Genomic DNA, 16,821 nt, shown 5'->3' on the forward strand with positions numbered 1-16,821 from the left:
GCGCTTGCATTTATTGGACATTCAATCGTCCGTCGCAAGACGCCCACACAAGTCACCTGCGCACACTGTCAAAGATCTCAATCACTTACCGAACGTTGCCGTTTCGGCGTTGGAACATTTCGTTCCGAGTGAGCCGCTCATCTTACATCGTTTTCCCTGTCCGTCAACACCTTCAGCGAAGAATTTTTGCTGTCGTTGTTGCCGTTGGAAGACGCTGCCAGCGGCGGGGAGGCGAATAATAGGCAGGCACCCCACCTTTGACAAGCAATTTTTGAAATTATTTTTGATGTTTCGCGTAAGACGTTGTTCTCACGCGAAACTCTGTTGATCGACGCATCGCGATGACGTTGCGTCACCGCGATCAACTCACGCTTGCGTCAACAACACGCGAGCGAAGTTGCGCTTGCCGATCTGCAAAACCCCTTCAAAACCCGGCAAAAACACGCGTTGCGCATCTTCGACAACTTCTGCATCGATGCGCACGGCGCGTTCCTTGAGTTTGCGATTCGCTTCGCCGTTGCTTGGCGTGAGGCCCGCAGCAGTAAGTAGTGCTGGCAAGCGCAGGCCTTCCGCAGGCACTGCAATTTCAGTGAGCGGCAACAGGCTGGTATCGCCCTCGCCGCGCACGACCGCGTGCCATCCGGCGATCGCCTGTTCCGCGGCGGCGGCGCCGTGGAATCGCGTCGCCAATTCGCGTGCCAATTGCAGCTTAGCGTCACGCGGATTGAGCACGCCGGTTTCCACCTCGTGCTTCATGCGTTTGAGGTCCTCCAGCGAGGTGTCGAAGCTCAGCAGCTCGAACCATCGCCACATCAGCTCGTCGCCGATCTTCAGCGTCTTGGTGACCATGTCGATGGCCGGCTCATTGATGCCGATGTAGTTGCCCAGCGACTTGGACATCTTGTTGACGCCGTCCAGGCCCTCCAGCAGCGGCATCGTGAGCACGATCTGCGGAGGCTGGCCGTGATGCTCCTGCAGCGCGCGGCCCATCAACAGATTGAACTTCTGGTCGGTGCCGCCCAGCTCGACGTCGCATTTGAGAGCGACCGAGTCATAACCCTGCACCAGCGGATACAGGAATTCGTGGATGGCGATGGGCTGCTGGCCGGCGAAGCGCTTGGAGAAGTCGTCGCGCTCGAGCATGCGCGCCACGGTGTGCTGGGCGGCGAGCTTGATCATGTCGGCCGCGGTCATCTGGCCGAACCATTCGGAATTGAAGCGCAGCTCGGTGCGCTCCTTGTCCAGCACCTTAAAGACCTGGTCGGCATAGGTCCGGGCATTGGCCAGCACGTCGTCGCGGGAAAGCGGCTTGCGCGTGACGTTCTTGCCGGTCGGATCGCCGATCATGCCGGTGAAGTCGCCGATCAGGAAAATGACCTGGTGCCCCAGGTCCTGGAACTGGCGCATCTTGTTGAGCAGCACGGTGTGCCCCAGGTGCAGGTCCGGCGCGGTCGGGTCGAAACCGGCCTTGATGCGCAGGGGACGACCGAGCTTCAGGCGGGCGACCAGCTCTTCCTGCTTGATGATTTCGTCGGCGCCGCGCGCGATGGTGGCCAGCGCCTGCTCAAGCTCGTTCATGTATTCCTCAAATTTTCGTTGTCTGGGCGGCACCGGAAAGCTTAGCTTCCCGGCCGGTTCCGTTAAGTGTGCGTTAACCGAAAAGTTATCGCAACCCATTGATGGAAAAGGCGTTGACGCCCTTTACACAGGGCCGCTATGGTACGCGGCAATTAGAAATGTAGTACCTGGGGAACACCGGGCATGGGTGAGAGAAACGAGAACGCGCGCGCTGCGCGCAAACAGGCTATGCGTCGAAAGGCGCAGCAGCGTCATTCTCATTTTTACGAGCGGTGTTCCCATTGGTCCTTCGGTTGCCACGGTGAGGCCGAGCCCATCCGCTGGCATCGCGAACGCTGGATCCTCGCTGGCACCGCCCTCCTTATTACGGCCGTTTCCGGCTTCCTGATTCCTGCCTGGGCCAGCGCCATGCGCCCGGACACCATTTCGACCGCGCACGCCGTGCTGCCGCTGGAACTGCCCAAGGCCGTCCCGGTCACCGCCCAGGCACCGACTGTGGAAGATTGGCACATCGTGCAGGTCCAGCCCGGCCAGACCTTGTCGGATCTGTTCCAGAGCCAGGGCCTGAGCCTTACCGATGTACAGCATGTGGTGGATCAGTCGGGCGATGCCAAGGCGCTGCATCACATCAGCCCCGGCCAGGAATTCGACTTTCTGCTCGACAGCGACGGCAGCCTCAAGGGCATCCGCTTCGACAAGGACGAATCCAACCGCACCACCATGCGCTTCGAGGCCGACAAGGCCACCATCACCGCGGAAGCGCGCGAAGTGGAACATCGCGAGCACGTGGCCCACGGCAGCATCGACAGCTCGCTGTTTGCCGCCGGCTCCAAGGCGGGCATGAGCAACCAGATGGTGCTCAAGCTGGCCGAGCTCTTCAAATACGACATCGACTTCGTGCAGGACCTGCGCGAAGGCGACAGCTTTACCGTAATTTACGACGACGTGTACCGCGACGGCGCCTATCTGCATGAAGGCGACATCGTGGCGGCGGAGTTCGTGAACCAGGGCGAGCGCTACACCGCCTACCGCTTCAAGAAGGAAGACGGCAGCTACGGCTGGTTCAGTGAGGACGGCCGCCCGATCCAGAAGTCGTTCCTGCGCATTCCGGTGGACTTCACCCGTATCTCCTCGCAGTTCAGCGCGGCTCGCATGCATCCGGTCCTCGGCCTGATGCGCGCCCACCAGGGCGTGGACTATGCCGCGCCCACTGGCACGCCGATCCATGCGGCCGGCGACGGCGTGATCAAGTTCAAGGGCTGGATGAACGGCTACGGCAATTTCGTGATCGTGCAGCACAACGGCTCGATCAGCACGGCCTACGGACACATGTCGAAGTTCGCCAATGAAAAGGTGGGCCAGCATGTGGGCCAGGGCGAAGTGATCGGCTATGTGGGCATGACCGGTCTGGCCACCGGGCCGCATCTGCACTACGAATTCCGCGTCAATAATGTGCAGCGCGATCCGCAGAAGGTCACCCTGCCCAAGCCGGAACCGCTGCCGGGCGCGCAGCTGGCCAAGTTCAAGTCGCAGGTGGTGCAGCCGCAGCTGGCCCGCCTGAAGACGCTGGACGCCAATATGAAGCTGGCCAAGGCCAGCGGCACCAAGCGCAACGACGACTGATCCCGTGGATGACTCGAAGGCGCTTTACCTTGGCCTGATCTCGGGCACCAGCGCCGACGGCATCGATGCCGCGCTGGTGAGTTTCGACAACGACAGGCCGCAGCTGGTCGATGCGCTGGCCCATCCGTGGCCGGACGAATTACGCACGCGACTGCTGGCTGTAGCGCAGGACGAAACACGGCTCGACCTGGATGCCTATGGGCGCCTCGATGTCGCGATCGGACAATGTTTCGCCGAGGCGGCTCAACAGCTCTTGGCCCGCAACGCCACGCATGCTCCGCGGGTGCGCGCCATCGGTTCGCACGGGCAGACTTTGCGGCATCGCCCGGCCGGCGAGTTTCCTTTCACGCTCCAGGCGGGTGATCCGTCGGTGATCGCCGAACGCTGCGGCATCGATGTGGTGGCCGATTTCCGCCGTGCCGACGTGGCTGCCGGCGGACAGGGCGCGCCGCTATTGCCCGCGGTCCACGCCATGCTGCTGGGTCGCGCTGATGGCGTGCGCGTGGTGCTCAATCTGGGTGGCATCGCCAACATCACCGTGCTCGATCCAGCCGGCAAGGTGTTCGGTTTCGATACCGGCCCGGCCAACGGACTGATGGACGCCTGGCATCAGCGCCATCGCGGCACGGCGTACGACGCCAACGGCGCTTTCGCGGCTTCGGGTCGCGTGGACGAGGCGCTGCTCGGTGCATTGGTCGCCGATCCTTATTTCGCGCTGCCGCCGCCCAAGAGCACCGGACGCGAACACTTCCATCTCGCCTGGCTGGAACAACATGCCGGCGTGACGGCGCTACCGCCTGCCGATGTGCAGGCCACGCTGCTGGAGCTTTCGGCCCGCAGCATCGCCGAGGCCATCGAACGCCATGCGCCAGCCGCCGTCGACGTGCTGGCCTGCGGCGGTGGCGTGCACAACGCCGTACTGATGGGGCGGCTGGGGCAGCTGCTGGGTACGCGCATGCTGGCCAGCACCGCCGTTCATGGCGTGGATCCGGACTATCTGGAAGCCACGGCGTTTGCGTGGCTCGCGCGCCAACGTCTGCTGGGCTTGCCGGGGAATCTTCCCGCGGTCACCGGGGCGCGGGGTCCACGCGTGCTCGGTGCGGTCTATCCCGCACCGCGCTGATCAGAAGCTGTCGTCGCCCAATACGCTGTGCGCCTGCGCCAACGCTGCCGTTGGAGCGCGGGAAAGGGCTTGCACGGCTTCCTGGAAGGCGGCCTTTTCCTTGGCGTCCCACTGACCGCCCAGGGTGGTCAGGTCGCCGGGATCGAGCATGGTTTCGGCGAACACATTGGATGAGGCCATGCCAAGGCCATGGCGCAGTGCATGCAGCACCACGTCATTGATCGACCACTGCCTTTCCTTGGCGAGCGTCTTGATGCGCTCGGCCATAAGGTTGTCGATATGGCGTATGACGAGGTCCGGCACGGACGCTTCCTCCGACAGTCATAAGCCCCCTGTGACTTCATCTTGTCACAGGGTCAAGGGCGAGACTATCGACCGCTTGGCTGATTCACACGCTGGCTTTCTCTTCCAGCGCGGGCGCCTGATCGCCGGGGCGATCCTTGCTGTAGCGCGGCCACAGGTAGGTGAACAGCAGCGTGGCAGGAACGATGGAGATCACGGTCAACACGAAATACCCGCCATAACCCGTGGTCATGGCGATGCCGCCGGCGAAGAAGCCCAGCACCTTGCCGGGTAGATTGACCATGGAACTGAGCAGGGCGTACTGCGTCGCCGTGTGTTCGCGGCTCACCAGCGAGGAAAGATAGGCCACGATCGGCGGACCCAGCACGCCGAGAGTGAAGTTCTCCACCGAAATGACGACCGTCAGCACCGCCAGGTTGCCGGGGTGCGCGATCAGCCACAGATAGCCCAGGTTGCTGGCGCCCGCCAACACCATCGACACCCCCAGGCTACGCCACGCGCCCCAGCGCGCCACGGCTGCACCGCCGACGAAGACACCCACGATGCCAATCCACACGCCCCACAGCTTGGTGATCGTGCCGATCTGCGTCTGGGTGAACCCCATGTCCAGATAGAACGGGCCCATCACGCCGCCCACCGTCGCCTGTTCGGGGATCTTGAACAGCAGGATGAAAAGCAAAGTGATGCTCGCCAACGCCCAGCCATAGCGTCGGAAGAAATCCGCGAAGGGATCGATCACGCTCAGCTGCATCGCTGCACGCCAGCTGGGCGGCGTTGTCCGCACCACATCGGGTTCGCGCGCAAACAGCGTGGCCAAAATAGGGATCAGCATGGCCAACGCGAACACGCTATAGATGACGGGCCAATCCAGATGGTCGGCCAGAATCAGCGCGCCGGCGCCGGTGACGATGAGCGCGATGCGGTAGCCCAGCGAATAGGTAGCCACCAACGCACCCTGGGTGGCCGTTGGCGCGATCTCGATGCGATAGGCATCGACCGCGATGTCCTGGGTGGCGCCGAAGAATGCGACGACCAGGGTCGCCGCCACGAACAAAGGCAATTGCGACGGCGTCAACTGGGCCATCGCCAGCAGACCGCCCATCACGGCGAACTGAGCCAGCAACAGCCAGCTGCGCCGCTGGCCCAGACGCCCCAATGCGCCAGGCAGTCTTACGTGGTCCAGCAACGGAGCCCACAGGAACTTGAGCGCGTAGAACATCCCCGCGCTCGCGATCATGGTGATTTCCTTCAGCACGATGCCATGCTTTCGCAGCCAGATGGCAACGGTGTAGGACACCAGCAGGAACGGCAGGCCCGAGGAAAAGCCCAGCAGGAACATCGTCCACGCAGCGGGCTGGGTAAACGCATGCCATACCGCGAGCTTCTGCTTTTTGGGCGGCGCCGCCTCAGTCGGCATAGTCGACCGTATACGGCGCGTGGTCCGAGAACCAGGAATCACGGTACACCGAGCAGTGCTTCAGGCGATCGCGCAGGCCGGGCGTGACCAGCTGGTAGTCGATGCGCCAACCCACGTTGTTGGCCCGCGCGTTGCCGCGGTTGGACCACCACGTATAGTCCTCGCCCTTGGGATGCAGCGTGCGGTAGCTGTCGACCCAGCCGTGCTTGTCGACCAGGTCGTTGAGCCATGCGCGCTCTTCGGGCAGGCAGCCGGAATTCTTCTGGTTGGACTTCCAGTTCTTGATGTCCAACTCGCTGCGCACGATATTCCAGTCACCGCACAGCACGTAGTCGCGGCCGCTCTTCATCCATTTGTCGAAGATCGGTGCGATCCACTCCATCGCCTTGAACTTGAACTGCTGGCGCTCGTCGCCCGACGAACCCGATGGCACGTAAAGCGACACCACGCTCAGGTTGCCGAAGCGAGCTTCGATGTAGCGCCCTTCGTTGTCGAAGGCGTCCCAGCCCAGCTCGGTGAGCACCGCATCGGGTTCGCGCTTGGCGTAGATGGCCACGCCGCTATAGCCCTTCTTGCTGCTGGCATCGCGATAAAAGCAATGGTGGCCGTCGGGACGGAACATGGCATCGGAGAGCTGGTCTTCCTGCGCCTTGGTCTCCTGCAGGCAGACCACATCGGCCTTTTGCTTGCGTAGCCATTCGAACACGCCCTTGGTACCGGCGGAACGGATGCCGTTGGCGTTGAGACTGATGATGCGCATATAAGGTGCCCGGGCTCGCGAGGGATGCGCCATCATAGCAACCATGTCCGATCGTCCCGATATCCGCGTCGTGCCTGCCGACGCTACGCGCTACCCGACGTTGCTGCAGCTTCAGGTGCACGAGCCGCAGCGCGATTTCGTCGGCCCTATTGCCGTGTCGCTGGCCGATGCGCTGCTGTGCGAAGGCAGCGAAGCCATGGCGATCCTGCACAACGACGAGCCGATCGGCTTTTATCGCATCGAGAAGAAGGCCCGGAGCATCGCGGACATGGATTTCGATGAGCCCACCCTGGGCCTGCGCTCGTTCTTCATCGACGCCCGGTGGCAGGGCCAGGGCCTGGGCACGCTCGCGCTGGCTGCGGTGATGCGCGATCTCGCGCAACGCCATCCTGGGACACGCAACCTCGTGCTCACCGTCAACGTCCGCAACACATCGGCGCTTGCACTGTATCGTCGCGCCGGCTTCCGGGAGACCGGCGGGCTGTACCATGGCGGGCGTTCCGGGCCTCAGCACGTGATGCTGGGCGCCCTGCCCCTTTGAATCCGAACGAGAGAAAGCTGCCGTGCACGACTACCAGCGCGAATTCATCGAACTCACCCTGCAGCGCGACGTGCTGCGCTTCGGCGAGTTCACCCTGAAGTCCGGCCGCCAGAGCCCGTATTTCTTCAATATGGGCCGCATCGATTCGGGCGCCGCGCTGGCCCAGCTGGGTCGCGCCTACGCTGCCGCGGTGGTGAATTCCGGCATCGAGGTGGACATGCTGTTTGGTCCGGCCTACAAGGGCATTGCGCTGGCCGCAGCCACCGCGATCGCCCTGGCCGACCAGCACGGTCGCGACCTGCCCTGGGCGTACAACCGCAAGGAAGCCAAGGATCACGGCGAAGGCGGAGTGCTGGTCGGCGCTCCGCTGAAGGGGCGTGTGCTGATCGTGGACGACGTGATGACGGCGGGCACCGCCGTACGCGAGTCCTTGGCACTGATCCGGGCGCAGGGCGCCACGCCGGCGGGCGTGCTGATCGCGCTCGACCGCCAGGAGCGCGGCCAGGGCGAGCTGTCTGCCGCGCAGGAAGTCACGGCCGACTACGGCATTCCGGTGATTGCCATCACCAGTCTCGGCGACGTACTGGCCTACGCTGGCGGCCACCCGGACCTGGCCGCGGAGCACGCCCGCCTGGTGTCTTATCGCGAACGCTACGGCGTGAACGCCTGAATCGCGGGCAGTTGGCGAAGCCGGTCACACCGCATGCAGGGACATCGTGCCAACGTCATGGTGTCACGATGTCGCCCGCTATACTTCCGCCTACAAGGGGGAATTCCATGCGTAAAATAGCTTTCGTCATCGCGTTGCTCGCGCTGACCACCGTCGTGCAGGCACAGAACAAGGCGCAAACCTATCGCTATCGCTGGAAGGACGCGGCCGGGCTGCCGCACTACAGCGACAGCCTCACTGCCGATGCCATGAAGTTCGGCTACGAATTGGTCAACGATCGCGGCCTCGTCGTGCAGCACGTCGACCGCCAGCTCACCCCAGAGGAGCGTGCCGCCGCCCAGAAGGTCGCGGAACAGCAGGCGGCGGTGGATCGCGCCGCCGAACAACGCAAACGCAGCGACGCGCAGATGCTCGCGGCCTACCCCACCGAGGCGGCCTACAAGACATCCCAGCAGGAAAACCTCGACAGCATGGATCAGCAGATCGCGACCACGCGCTCCAATCTGCGCAGCCAGGAAAAGGCGCTGACCGATCTGTTGACGCGAGCAGGCGATGCCGAGCGCGCCAAGCAGCCGGTGCCAAAATATCTTGGCGACAGTATTGCCAAGCAGCGCGACGTGGTGGCACATCAACGCGATACGCTGGAACACCAGCAGAACGCCCGCGATGCCCAAGTGCAGAAGAACGCGCAGGATCTGGTGCATTACCGCGAACTCAAGGCCGCCGAGGCCAAGGGCCTGTAATCCCCGATCTGCCAAAAAGCCCCGGGCATGCCGGGGCTTTTTTTTCTCAGAACGGCAGCTTGAGTGACGGATCGACCGCCAGCAGCTGCGCGCGAAAGACTTTCTTGATGCGTGCGAGCGCGGCCTCGTTGTCCGCGTCGAAGCGCAGCACGAGGGTCGGCGTGGTGTTGGAGGCACGCACCAGGCCCCAGCCATCGGACCAGTCCGCACGCACCCCATCGATGGTGGTGAGCGTGGCGTCGCCCATCAATGCCTTCTGGCGGAAAGCATCGATGAAGCGGTAGTTCTCGCCTTCGCCCATCTCCACCTTCAGCTCCGGCGTGGACACGCCCTTGGGGCAGGTGGCAAACAGCTCCTCCGGCGTGCGCTCTTCCAGATCGCCGGCAAGGATTTCCATCAGGCGCGCGCCGGCATAAATGCCATCGTCAAAGCCGTACCAGCGCTCCTTGAAGAAGAAGTGGCCGCTCATTTCGCCAGCCAGCTCCGCGCCCGTGTCGCGCATCTTGGCCTTGATCAGCGAATGGCCGCTGCGCCACATCATCGGACTGCCGCCGGCGTCCAGGATCACGCCCTTGAGATGGCCGGTGCACTTCACGTCGTAGATGACCGTGGCCCCCGGCTGGCGGGACAGCACGTCGCGTGCGAACAGCATCAGCGTGCGGTCGGGGAAGATGATCTCGCCATCCTTGGTGACCACGCCAAGACGGTCGCCGTCACCATCGAATGCGATGCCCAGATCCGCGCCGGTCTGCTTCACCGCGAAGATCAGGTCTTCCAGGTTGTGCGGATCGGACGGGTCGGGATGATGATTGGGGAACGTGCCGTCGACGTCGCAGTAGAGCGGAATGACCTCGCAGCCAATGCCCTCCAGCACCTGCGGCGCCACCGCGCCGGCGATGCCGTTGCCGCTGTCGATCACTACCTTCAGGCGGCGCTCGGCTTGCACGTCTGAAGTGATCCGGTCGATGTAGTCGGGGATCACATCGATATGGCGAAGATTGCCCTTGCCGCCGCGCTCCAGCTGGTTGCCGACGATGCGCTGATAGAGATCCTGGATGGCGCCTTCGGACAAGGTCTCGCCACCGACCACAATCTTGAAGCCGTTGTAGTCGGGCGGGTTGTGGCTCCCGGTCACTGCCACACCGCAACCCGTGTTGAAGCGGTAGGCGGCGTAATAAACCACCGGCGTCGGGACTGTGCCCAGCTCGATGACGTCGATGCCCGCTTCGCGCAAGCCGTCGCACAGGGCACTCGCCAGTTCCGGGCCCGACAGGCGGCCATCGCGCCCGACCACGATTTCCGGCAGACCTTTCTCGTGCATCACCGTGCCGATGGCCTGGCCCAGCAGACGAGCCACTTCCTTGGTCAGCGACTTGCCGACCACGCCACGCACGTCGTACGCACGGAAGATCACTGGGTCGACGGTGACCGGCGCGGGCTGGGCGGGCTTGGGCGCTGCGATGCGTGCGGGTGCCACAGGCGTTTCCGCGGCCTGTTCGGCTTCAAGCAGATCCGACAACACCGGCTCCGATGTGTCGTTGCGGACGCGGCGAGTCCCGAGTCGATCGCGCATCCAGATCAAATAGACGCCACCGGCCAGGCACAGCAGTCCGAGCAGGGCTGCCAGCGGCCATACACGGGGCATCACGATAAAAGCCGAGGGCAAGGCAGCAAGCACGCTGAAGGTGCTTCCTTCGACTGGTCTGCCACTCGCTTCGCGTTCGGCCGAGCCGTTGCCCGCAGCCAGCAGACGCAGGTCACCGCGGTCATCGCCTTGGCGCAATTCCAGTCGTCCGCTCCCCGTGGGGATAGATTCAAAGCGCTCCTGCAGCGGAGCGAACGGCAGTGCCACCCAGGTCCACGCCTGCGGGTGCGCCGCCGGCCCCACCGGAACCACCAGCGCTAGTACGCGCATGCCTTGGGCATCAGGCACCGACTGGGCCAGGGGCTTGCCGTCGGCGGTTTGCGCCGTCATCAGTTGAGCTGCCTTGCCGTAGCCGAACACGCGATAGTTCGCGTGCACCACTTCGTCGAGGCCGCCGCTGTAAACATCCACCGCCAGCGCGTGGGGAATGAGCTGACGCAGTTCAGTGGCGGCCTGCGCTGGATCGGCCACGATCGCAGCCGGGTCCAGCGAGTGGACCGCCGCTTCCACGCGACCGCGCTCGCTGGCGATGTCCGCTGCCAGGGCGTCCGCTGCCTGCTTCTGGGCAGCGTGCACGCGCTCGACGACATTGCCTTCGTCGAAGATCTGCCAACCCTGCCAGAGGCAGAACAAACCGCCGAGCACCAGCAAGGTGCCCGCGGCGAATGGCAGCAGCCGGCGTCCGTCGATGGATCCGGCAAAACTTCGGCTACCGACGTTGAAAATGTTGGCCATGTCCTGTCCCCGCACAGGCGATCTGGTCGCTTCCCATGCGAGCGCAAGCGCCCGCACCACTTTGCACTCAGTTGACCCCGGTCGAACCGAACCCACCCTCGCCACGCTGCGACGGCGCAAACTCCTGCACCACCTTCAGCCGTGCCTGCGCCACCGGCACCAGCAACAGTTGAGCGATGCGATCGCCCACCTCGATGGTGTAAGGCTGCGTGCCGCGGTTCCAGCATGAAATCATCAGCGGGCCCTGGTAATCGGCGTCGATCACGCCCACCAGGTTGCCCATCACCAAGCCGTGCTTATGGCCCAGGCCCGAGCGCGGCACGATCAGCGCGCACCAGCCCGGATCACCGATATGGATGGCCATGCCGCTGGGCACCAGCACGCTGTCGCCCGGCTGCAGGGTCAGCGGTGCCTCGATGGCGGCGCGCAAGTCCATGCCGGCGCTGCCGATGGTTGCGGCTTGCGGCAAGGGAATGGAATCTCCCAGGCGCGGATCGAGGATCTTCAGCTCGACGTCGACTCCGTTGCCGCCCGTCACTGGCGCACCGCCCGGTAACGCTCGGCCACCTTGGCCACCAGCTGGCGTGCCAGTTCCGTCTTGGAAGCGCGCGGCAGTTCGATGGCCCCGTCGGGACCGTAGAGCATAAGGGCGTTGTCGGCGGCTTCGAATCCGAGGCCACCGCCCACCTGGTTGGCGGCAATCATGTCCAATCCTTTGCGCTTGAGTTTGTCTTGCGCGTATCGCTCCACATCATGCGTTTCCGCGGCGAATCCGACCAAGAAGGGGCGCACGGTTTGCGCAGCCAGCGTGGCGAGGATGTCCGGATTCTCGGCCAGACGCAGTTCCAGGGGCGCGCCGTCGTGCTTTTTCAGCTTGTGATCGGCCACCTCGGCCGGCCGGTAGTCACCCACCGCCGCAGCGGCGATATAGATGTCCGCGCCGGCGCAGGCAGTCACCACCGCGTCGCGCATCTGCTCGGCGCTGCGCACGTCGATACGGCGCGTCATGCCAGGCGGCGTCGCCATGCTCACGGGGCCGGCCACCAGGGTCACCGCCGCACCGGCTTGCGCGGCCGCTTCGGCCACGGCGAAGCCCATGCGGCCGGAACTGCGGTTGCCGATGAAACGCACCGGATCGATGTCTTCATACGTAGGACCGGCGCTCACCACCACTTTCAGCCCGCGCAGAACTTGTGCGCTGAAGGAGCTGACGATCGCTTCGCGCAGCTCCAACGGTTCCAGCATGCGACCCGAGCCTATGTCACCGCAGGCCTGGTCGCCCGATGCGGGGCCGAGGATATGCACGCCGCGCTGGCGCAGTATTTCCACATTGGCCTGCACCGCCGGATGCGCCCACATCTGCTGGTTCATGGCGGGCGCGACATACAGCGGCGCGGCGCTGGCCAGGCAGACGGTGGTGAGCAGATCGTTCGCCATGCCATGGGCGAGGCGGGCAATCAGGTCGGCGCTCGCCGGCGCGATGATGATGCGCTCGGCCCAGCGGGCCAGCTCGATATGGCCCATCGCTGCTTCGGCCGCGGCATCCCACAGGCTGGTGCGCACCGGCTGGCCGGACAGCGCCTGAAAGGTGGTTGCACTGACGAAGTGTGCCGCGTTCTCGGTCATCACCACGCGGACCTCGGCGTCGAGGTCGCCCAGGCGACGGACCAGCTCGCAGGATTTATAGGCAGCGATGCCGCCGGACACGCCCAGCAGGATGCGGCGTTGGGCAAGACTCATGTGATTGGGCCTGACTACCGTTTGGGGCGGTAGCTTACCGGAATCATTCGTCCTGCTCGGTAAAAGTGAAGCGGGCGGCTGATCACCGCCCGCCATGCGCTCAAGCCGTCACGCGCGGATGGAGGATGTCATCCAGACCGATGCGGCGCAGCAGCTCCGCACGGACACGATCGGCCACGCCGTTGACGATCTCGGCGCCATCCTCTGAGGGATCGATGTGTACGCGGAACGGGCGCTTGCCGAAGGGCTTGTCCACCACCTCGACGATGGCCCGGGCGACGGCTTCCGGGTCGGCATCGGCAGGTTCCAGCGAGGCGAGTCCCTTGAAGGCGACTTCGCTGAAATCGGCGGTGGGACCTTCCGCGTAGATCCTGGCAACCGCCTCATCCGCCGGCGCGCCGGCATGGGCGAAGTGGTTGGTGCCCTTGGTAAAGGCGCCGGGCACGACGATGGACGTCTCGATGCCCCAGCGCGCCAGCTCGCCGGCATAGCTCACCGCCAACGAATCCATGCCCGCTTTCGCGGCAAAATAAGGTGCCAGATACGGCGGCGTGCCGCCGCGTACGCTACTGGAAGACACCCACACCACCAGCCCGCGCCCCTGCTTGCGCAATTGCGGGAGGGCGGCGCGGTTCACACGCTGCGTGCTCAGCACATTGGTGTCGTAGAGCTGGGCGAACTGTTCCGGCAGGAAGGCTTCGGCCGGACCGTAGGACATGTGCCCCGCATTGTGGATCACCACGTCGAGTTGCTGATGCTCAGCCACGATCTGGGCGATGGCGGCATCCACCGAGGGTTGTGAGGCCACGTCCATCTCGATGGCGCGCAAGTCCACGCCCTGTTCCTGCGCATAGCGCCGCATGTCGGCTACGCGATCCGCGTTGCGACCAGCCGTTTCGCGCATGCCGGCGTAGACGGTGTGACCCGCATGGGCCAGCGCGCGGGCGCTCATCAGGCCGAAACCGCTCGACGCGCCGGTGATGACAATGACGTACTTCATGATGCGTTCTCCAGAAGGGTGGCGATGCGATTAAGCGGAATCAGACAAGACCGCCGTTGGCACGCAGTACCTGGCCGTTGACCCAGCTGCCGTCGGGGCCGGCGAGGAAGGACACGACGCTGGCGATGTCATCGGGCGTGCCCAGGCGCTCTAGCGGCGCGGCCTTGGCGAGCTGGTCGATCTGTTCCTGCGTCTTGCCCTTGAGGAACAAATCAGTGGCCGTCGGACCCGGCGCTACCGCATTGACGGTGATGGCCCGGCCGCGCAGCTCTTTGGACAGCACGTGCGTCATCGCTTCCACGGCGGCCTTGGTGGCCACATAGACGCCGTAGTTGGGGAAATTGAGCCCCACCACGCTGGTGGAGAAATTGACGATGCGACCACCCTGGCGCAGGCGCTTGCCCGCTTCGCGCAGCGTGTTGAAGCTGCCCTTGAGGTTGATCGCAATGGTGCGATCGAACAGCGCGTCGTCGGTATCGCTGAGCGGCGCCAGCTGCATGATGCCGGCGTTGTTGACCAGCACATCGACGCCGCCGAACGCGGTCTCGGCCGCATCGAACATCCGGCGCACCGCCACCGGATCGGCCACATCGGCCTGTGCGGTCAGCGCATGGCCGCCGGCATTTTCGATCTTGCGGGCCAGCGCCTCGGCGGAAGCGGCATCGCCGGCGTAGTTGATGACGACCGTAAAGCCGTCGCGGGCCAGACGTTCGGCCACGGCCGCGCCGATACCACGGGAAGCGCCAGTGACGATGGCGACTTTGGAAGCTTGTGCAGACATGGGGAGCATCCTTTGGAAGGGGCCGACTGCTTGTCGGGGTGAGCAAAGGATGGTCTTTTCCGTCCGCCGGATAATCTGCTTAAATCCGTCATCATCATTCGGATAGAGCGAACAGTGGACAAGGTCGACGCCATGCGCCTGTTCGCCCGCATCGTGGAGCGCCGCAGCTTCACCTTGGCCGCGCAGGACCTGGAACTGCCGCGCTCGACCGTCACCGAGGTGGTCAAACGGCTGGAAACCCGGCTGGGCGTGCGACTGCTCGAACGCACCACCCGGCAGGTGCGGGCCACACTGGACGGCGAGGCCTATTACCAGCGCTGCCTGAGCATCCTGGCCGAGATCGAGGAAGCCGAAGCCGCCTTTACGGGGGCACGTCCGAGCGGCCTGTTGCGGGTGGATGTGCACAGCGTGCTGGCCCGGCATTTCATGCTCCCGGGACTGCCCAGGTTTCTCGAGCGCTATCCGGACATCCAGCTGCGCATCGGCGAGGGCGACCGCTACGTCGACCTCGTCCGTGAAGGGGTGGATTGCGTCCTGCGCGTGGGCAAGCCCACCGACAGCAGCATGATCGGCCGTCAGATCGCCACCCTAGTGGAAGGCACCTACGCGAGCCCGGAATATCTGGAACGCCATGGCACGCCGACATCGCCCGATGATCTGGACGGGCACCAGATGGTGGCCTTCGTGTCCTCCGCCTCCGGTAGTGCGCTGCCGCTGGAATTCTGCGTGGATGGCGCCGTGCGCGAACGCCTGTTGCCCCATGCCGTGAGCGTGGCGGGCGCGGAAATGTACGTGGCCACCGCCAGACTTGGCCTGGGCCTGATCCAGGTGCCCTGCTATCGCGTCCAGGACGACCTCGCCCGCGGCACCCTGGTGGAAGTGCTGGCGCGATGCCCGCCCACACCGTCGCCGGTCTATGTGCTGTATCCGCAGAACCGCCAGCTCTCACCGCGCGTGCGGGTCTTCATCGACTGGTTGAGCGGCGAATTCGCAGCCCGGTTTCCACCAGCAATCTGACGCGCCGTCGGCGCGCATGCCCACGTGCGCTCCGCTGGGCGCTGATGTCCACGCTTGTTATCGGGCGGCAGGCTGACCCGATGAGCATCCATCAATGGCCTGAGGGCGAACGCCCACGAGAAAAACTCCTGGCGCGCGGCTGCGGCGCCTTGTCCGACGCCGAGCTGATCGCCGTACTGCTGGGCAGCGGCGTGGTCGGCAAAGATGCCATCGCACTGGCCCGAGAACTGCTGGTGGTCAGCGGAGGCTTGGCTGCCTGCTCACCGATCCGGGCGACACCTTGCGCCTGCGCGGTATCGGCCCAGCCAAGCGTGCCCGCCTGATCGCAGCCCTCGAACTGGCAAGGCGCACGCTGGCGGAGCAGCTCACCGATCGCCGGCCGCTGGGCAACCCACGCGAAAGCGGCAGCTACCTCAGCGCCAAGCTGCGGCACCTACCTTACGAGGTATTTGGCTGCCTGTTCCTGGACAATCGCCACCGAGTGCTGGCATTCGAAGAACTTTTCCGCGGCACTATCGACAGCGCCAACGTGCATCCACGAGAGGTAGTGCGCGCCTGCCTGCGCCACAACGCCTCGGCCGTGATCCTTGCCCACAACCATCCCAGCGGCGTCGCCGAACCGAGCGCGGCCGATCGCACCATTACCCGGCAACTGCGGGACGCGCTCGAGCTGGTCGGCGTGCGGGTGCTTGATCATCTGGTGATCGGCAGTGGCGAGCCGGTGTCGATGGCGATGCTGGGGTTGATCTAGCCGCGGAGGCGCCGCGCCGACTTAGGTCAAAACTTTCCCGACGCTCAAAAAAAACAACGGCGCGGGGGGAGATCCGCGCCGTATGGCCGTCTTGTGGGGAGAAAGGAGAGTAACGGCGTGCTCCTGCCCCTGTCGGCGGGGAGGTGCCTGAGGGACGAGAGATAGTGTGGCGCCGCCGCATGACAGGGCCGTTACGTGGATCGAGACAAATGCATGAGACCGGCACGAATGATTCGTCCTGTGACTTATGCACATTTGGCCTGAGACGGCACTTTCCGTTCACATTCTCTTGAACCCCGCAGAAGTGCATTGCAATAATCTGATTTAGTTGAATATTTTTTGTGACGGTGACATTTCTGTCGGGAAAACCCTGCGATAGCTCTTGCGCCAGCGA

15 protein-coding genes and 1 pseudogene are annotated in these 16,821 nt (G+C 64.3%); 7 read left to right on the plus strand and 9 right to left on the minus strand.

Going from position 1 to position 16,821, the window contains the following annotated elements:
• Positions 1 to 366 precede the first annotated feature (366 nt).
• Positions 367 to 1,578, minus strand: a complete 1,212-nt coding sequence (gene tyrS, locus AC1DMY_RS20395) for a tyrosine--tRNA ligase (protein WP_477166684.1) — start codon at positions 1,576 to 1,578, stop codon at positions 367 to 369.
• Positions 1,579 to 1,761: 183 nt separating this feature from the next.
• On the opposite strand from tyrS, the gene AC1DMY_RS20400 reads away from it, so the two are divergent.
• A complete protein-coding gene (locus tag AC1DMY_RS20400; RefSeq protein ID WP_477166685.1) occupies positions 1,762 to 3,201 on the plus strand; it encodes an OapA family protein in 1,440 nt (479 codons plus the stop codon).
• 4 nt (positions 3,202 to 3,205) lie between these two features.
• Entirely contained in the window at positions 3,206 to 4,324 is a 1,119-nt protein-coding gene (locus AC1DMY_RS20405) for an anhydro-N-acetylmuramic acid kinase (RefSeq protein WP_477166686.1), read from the plus strand.
• On the opposite strand, the gene AC1DMY_RS20410 is transcribed toward AC1DMY_RS20405, so the two are convergent.
• From AC1DMY_RS20410 to AC1DMY_RS20420, 3 genes are all read right to left on the minus strand, one after another.
• A complete protein-coding gene (locus AC1DMY_RS20410; protein ID WP_477166687.1) occupies positions 4,325 to 4,627 on the minus strand; it encodes a hypothetical protein in 303 nt (100 codons plus the stop codon).
• An 85-nt stretch (positions 4,628 to 4,712) separates the two neighbouring features.
• Positions 4,713 to 6,044, minus strand: a complete 1,332-nt coding sequence (locus AC1DMY_RS20415) for an AmpG family muropeptide MFS transporter (RefSeq protein ID WP_477166688.1) — start codon at positions 6,042 to 6,044, stop codon at positions 4,713 to 4,715.
• Positions 6,034 to 6,804: an exodeoxyribonuclease III gene (locus AC1DMY_RS20420; protein ID WP_477166689.1), complete on the minus strand. Its 771-nt coding sequence runs from the start codon at positions 6,802 to 6,804 to the stop codon at positions 6,034 to 6,036. Before AC1DMY_RS20420 ends, AC1DMY_RS20415 begins: the two co-directional genes overlap by 11 nt.
• A gap of 43 nt (positions 6,805 to 6,847) precedes the next feature.
• Between AC1DMY_RS20420 and AC1DMY_RS20425 the strand changes: the two genes are divergently transcribed.
• The 3 genes from AC1DMY_RS20425 (at position 6,848) to AC1DMY_RS20435 (ending at position 8,758) form a co-directional block, all read left to right on the plus strand.
• Positions 6,848 to 7,345: a GNAT family N-acetyltransferase gene (locus AC1DMY_RS20425; protein ID WP_477166690.1), complete on the plus strand. Its 498-nt coding sequence runs from the start codon at positions 6,848 to 6,850 to the stop codon at positions 7,343 to 7,345.
• A 22-nt stretch (positions 7,346 to 7,367) separates the two neighbouring features.
• Positions 7,368 to 8,015 carry an orotate phosphoribosyltransferase gene (gene pyrE / locus AC1DMY_RS20430; protein WP_477166691.1) on the plus strand — a complete coding sequence of 216 codons (648 nt, stop codon included), beginning with the start codon at positions 7,368 to 7,370 and terminating at the stop codon, positions 8,013 to 8,015.
• A 107-nt stretch (positions 8,016 to 8,122) separates the two neighbouring features.
• Entirely contained in the window at positions 8,123 to 8,758 is a 636-nt protein-coding gene (locus AC1DMY_RS20435; RefSeq protein WP_477166692.1) for a DUF4124 domain-containing protein, read from the plus strand.
• Between the two features lie 46 nt (positions 8,759 to 8,804).
• On the opposite strand, the gene AC1DMY_RS20440 is transcribed toward AC1DMY_RS20435, so the two are convergent.
• The 5 genes from AC1DMY_RS20440 to AC1DMY_RS20460 form a co-directional block, all read right to left on the minus strand.
• Complete coding sequence (locus tag AC1DMY_RS20440) at positions 8,805 to 11,138, minus strand: phosphomannomutase/phosphoglucomutase (protein ID WP_477166693.1); 2,334 nt, start codon at positions 11,136 to 11,138, stop codon at positions 8,805 to 8,807.
• Positions 11,139 to 11,205: 67 nt separating this feature from the next.
• Positions 11,206 to 11,676, minus strand: a complete 471-nt coding sequence (gene dut / locus AC1DMY_RS20445) for a dUTP diphosphatase (protein ID WP_477166694.1) — start codon at positions 11,674 to 11,676, stop codon at positions 11,206 to 11,208.
• Positions 11,673 to 12,878: a bifunctional phosphopantothenoylcysteine decarboxylase/phosphopantothenate--cysteine ligase CoaBC gene (gene coaBC / locus AC1DMY_RS20450; protein WP_477166695.1), complete on the minus strand. Its 1,206-nt coding sequence runs from the start codon at positions 12,876 to 12,878 to the stop codon at positions 11,673 to 11,675. Before coaBC ends, dut begins: the two co-directional genes overlap by 4 nt.
• Before the next feature lie 100 nt (positions 12,879 to 12,978).
• Positions 12,979 to 13,878 carry an SDR family oxidoreductase gene (locus tag AC1DMY_RS20455; RefSeq protein ID WP_477166696.1) on the minus strand — a complete coding sequence of 300 codons (900 nt, stop codon included), beginning with the start codon at positions 13,876 to 13,878 and terminating at the stop codon, positions 12,979 to 12,981.
• 40 nt (positions 13,879 to 13,918) lie between these two features.
• Entirely contained in the window at positions 13,919 to 14,659 is a 741-nt protein-coding gene (locus tag AC1DMY_RS20460; protein ID WP_477166697.1) for an SDR family oxidoreductase, read from the minus strand.
• A 114-nt stretch (positions 14,660 to 14,773) separates the two neighbouring features.
• Between AC1DMY_RS20460 and AC1DMY_RS20465 the strand changes: the two genes are divergently transcribed.
• Both AC1DMY_RS20465 and radC read left to right on the plus strand, forming a co-directional pair.
• Positions 14,774 to 15,676, plus strand: coding sequence for a LysR family transcriptional regulator (locus AC1DMY_RS20465; protein WP_477166698.1), 903 nt, complete (start codon positions 14,774 to 14,776; stop codon positions 15,674 to 15,676).
• An 80-nt stretch (positions 15,677 to 15,756) separates the two neighbouring features.
• Positions 15,757 to 16,427, plus strand: a pseudogene (radC, locus tag AC1DMY_RS20470) (RadC family protein).
• The last annotated feature ends 394 nt before the right edge of the window (positions 16,428 to 16,821 follow it).

It is taken from the genome of Dyella sp. 01L423 (assembly GCF_056399945.1).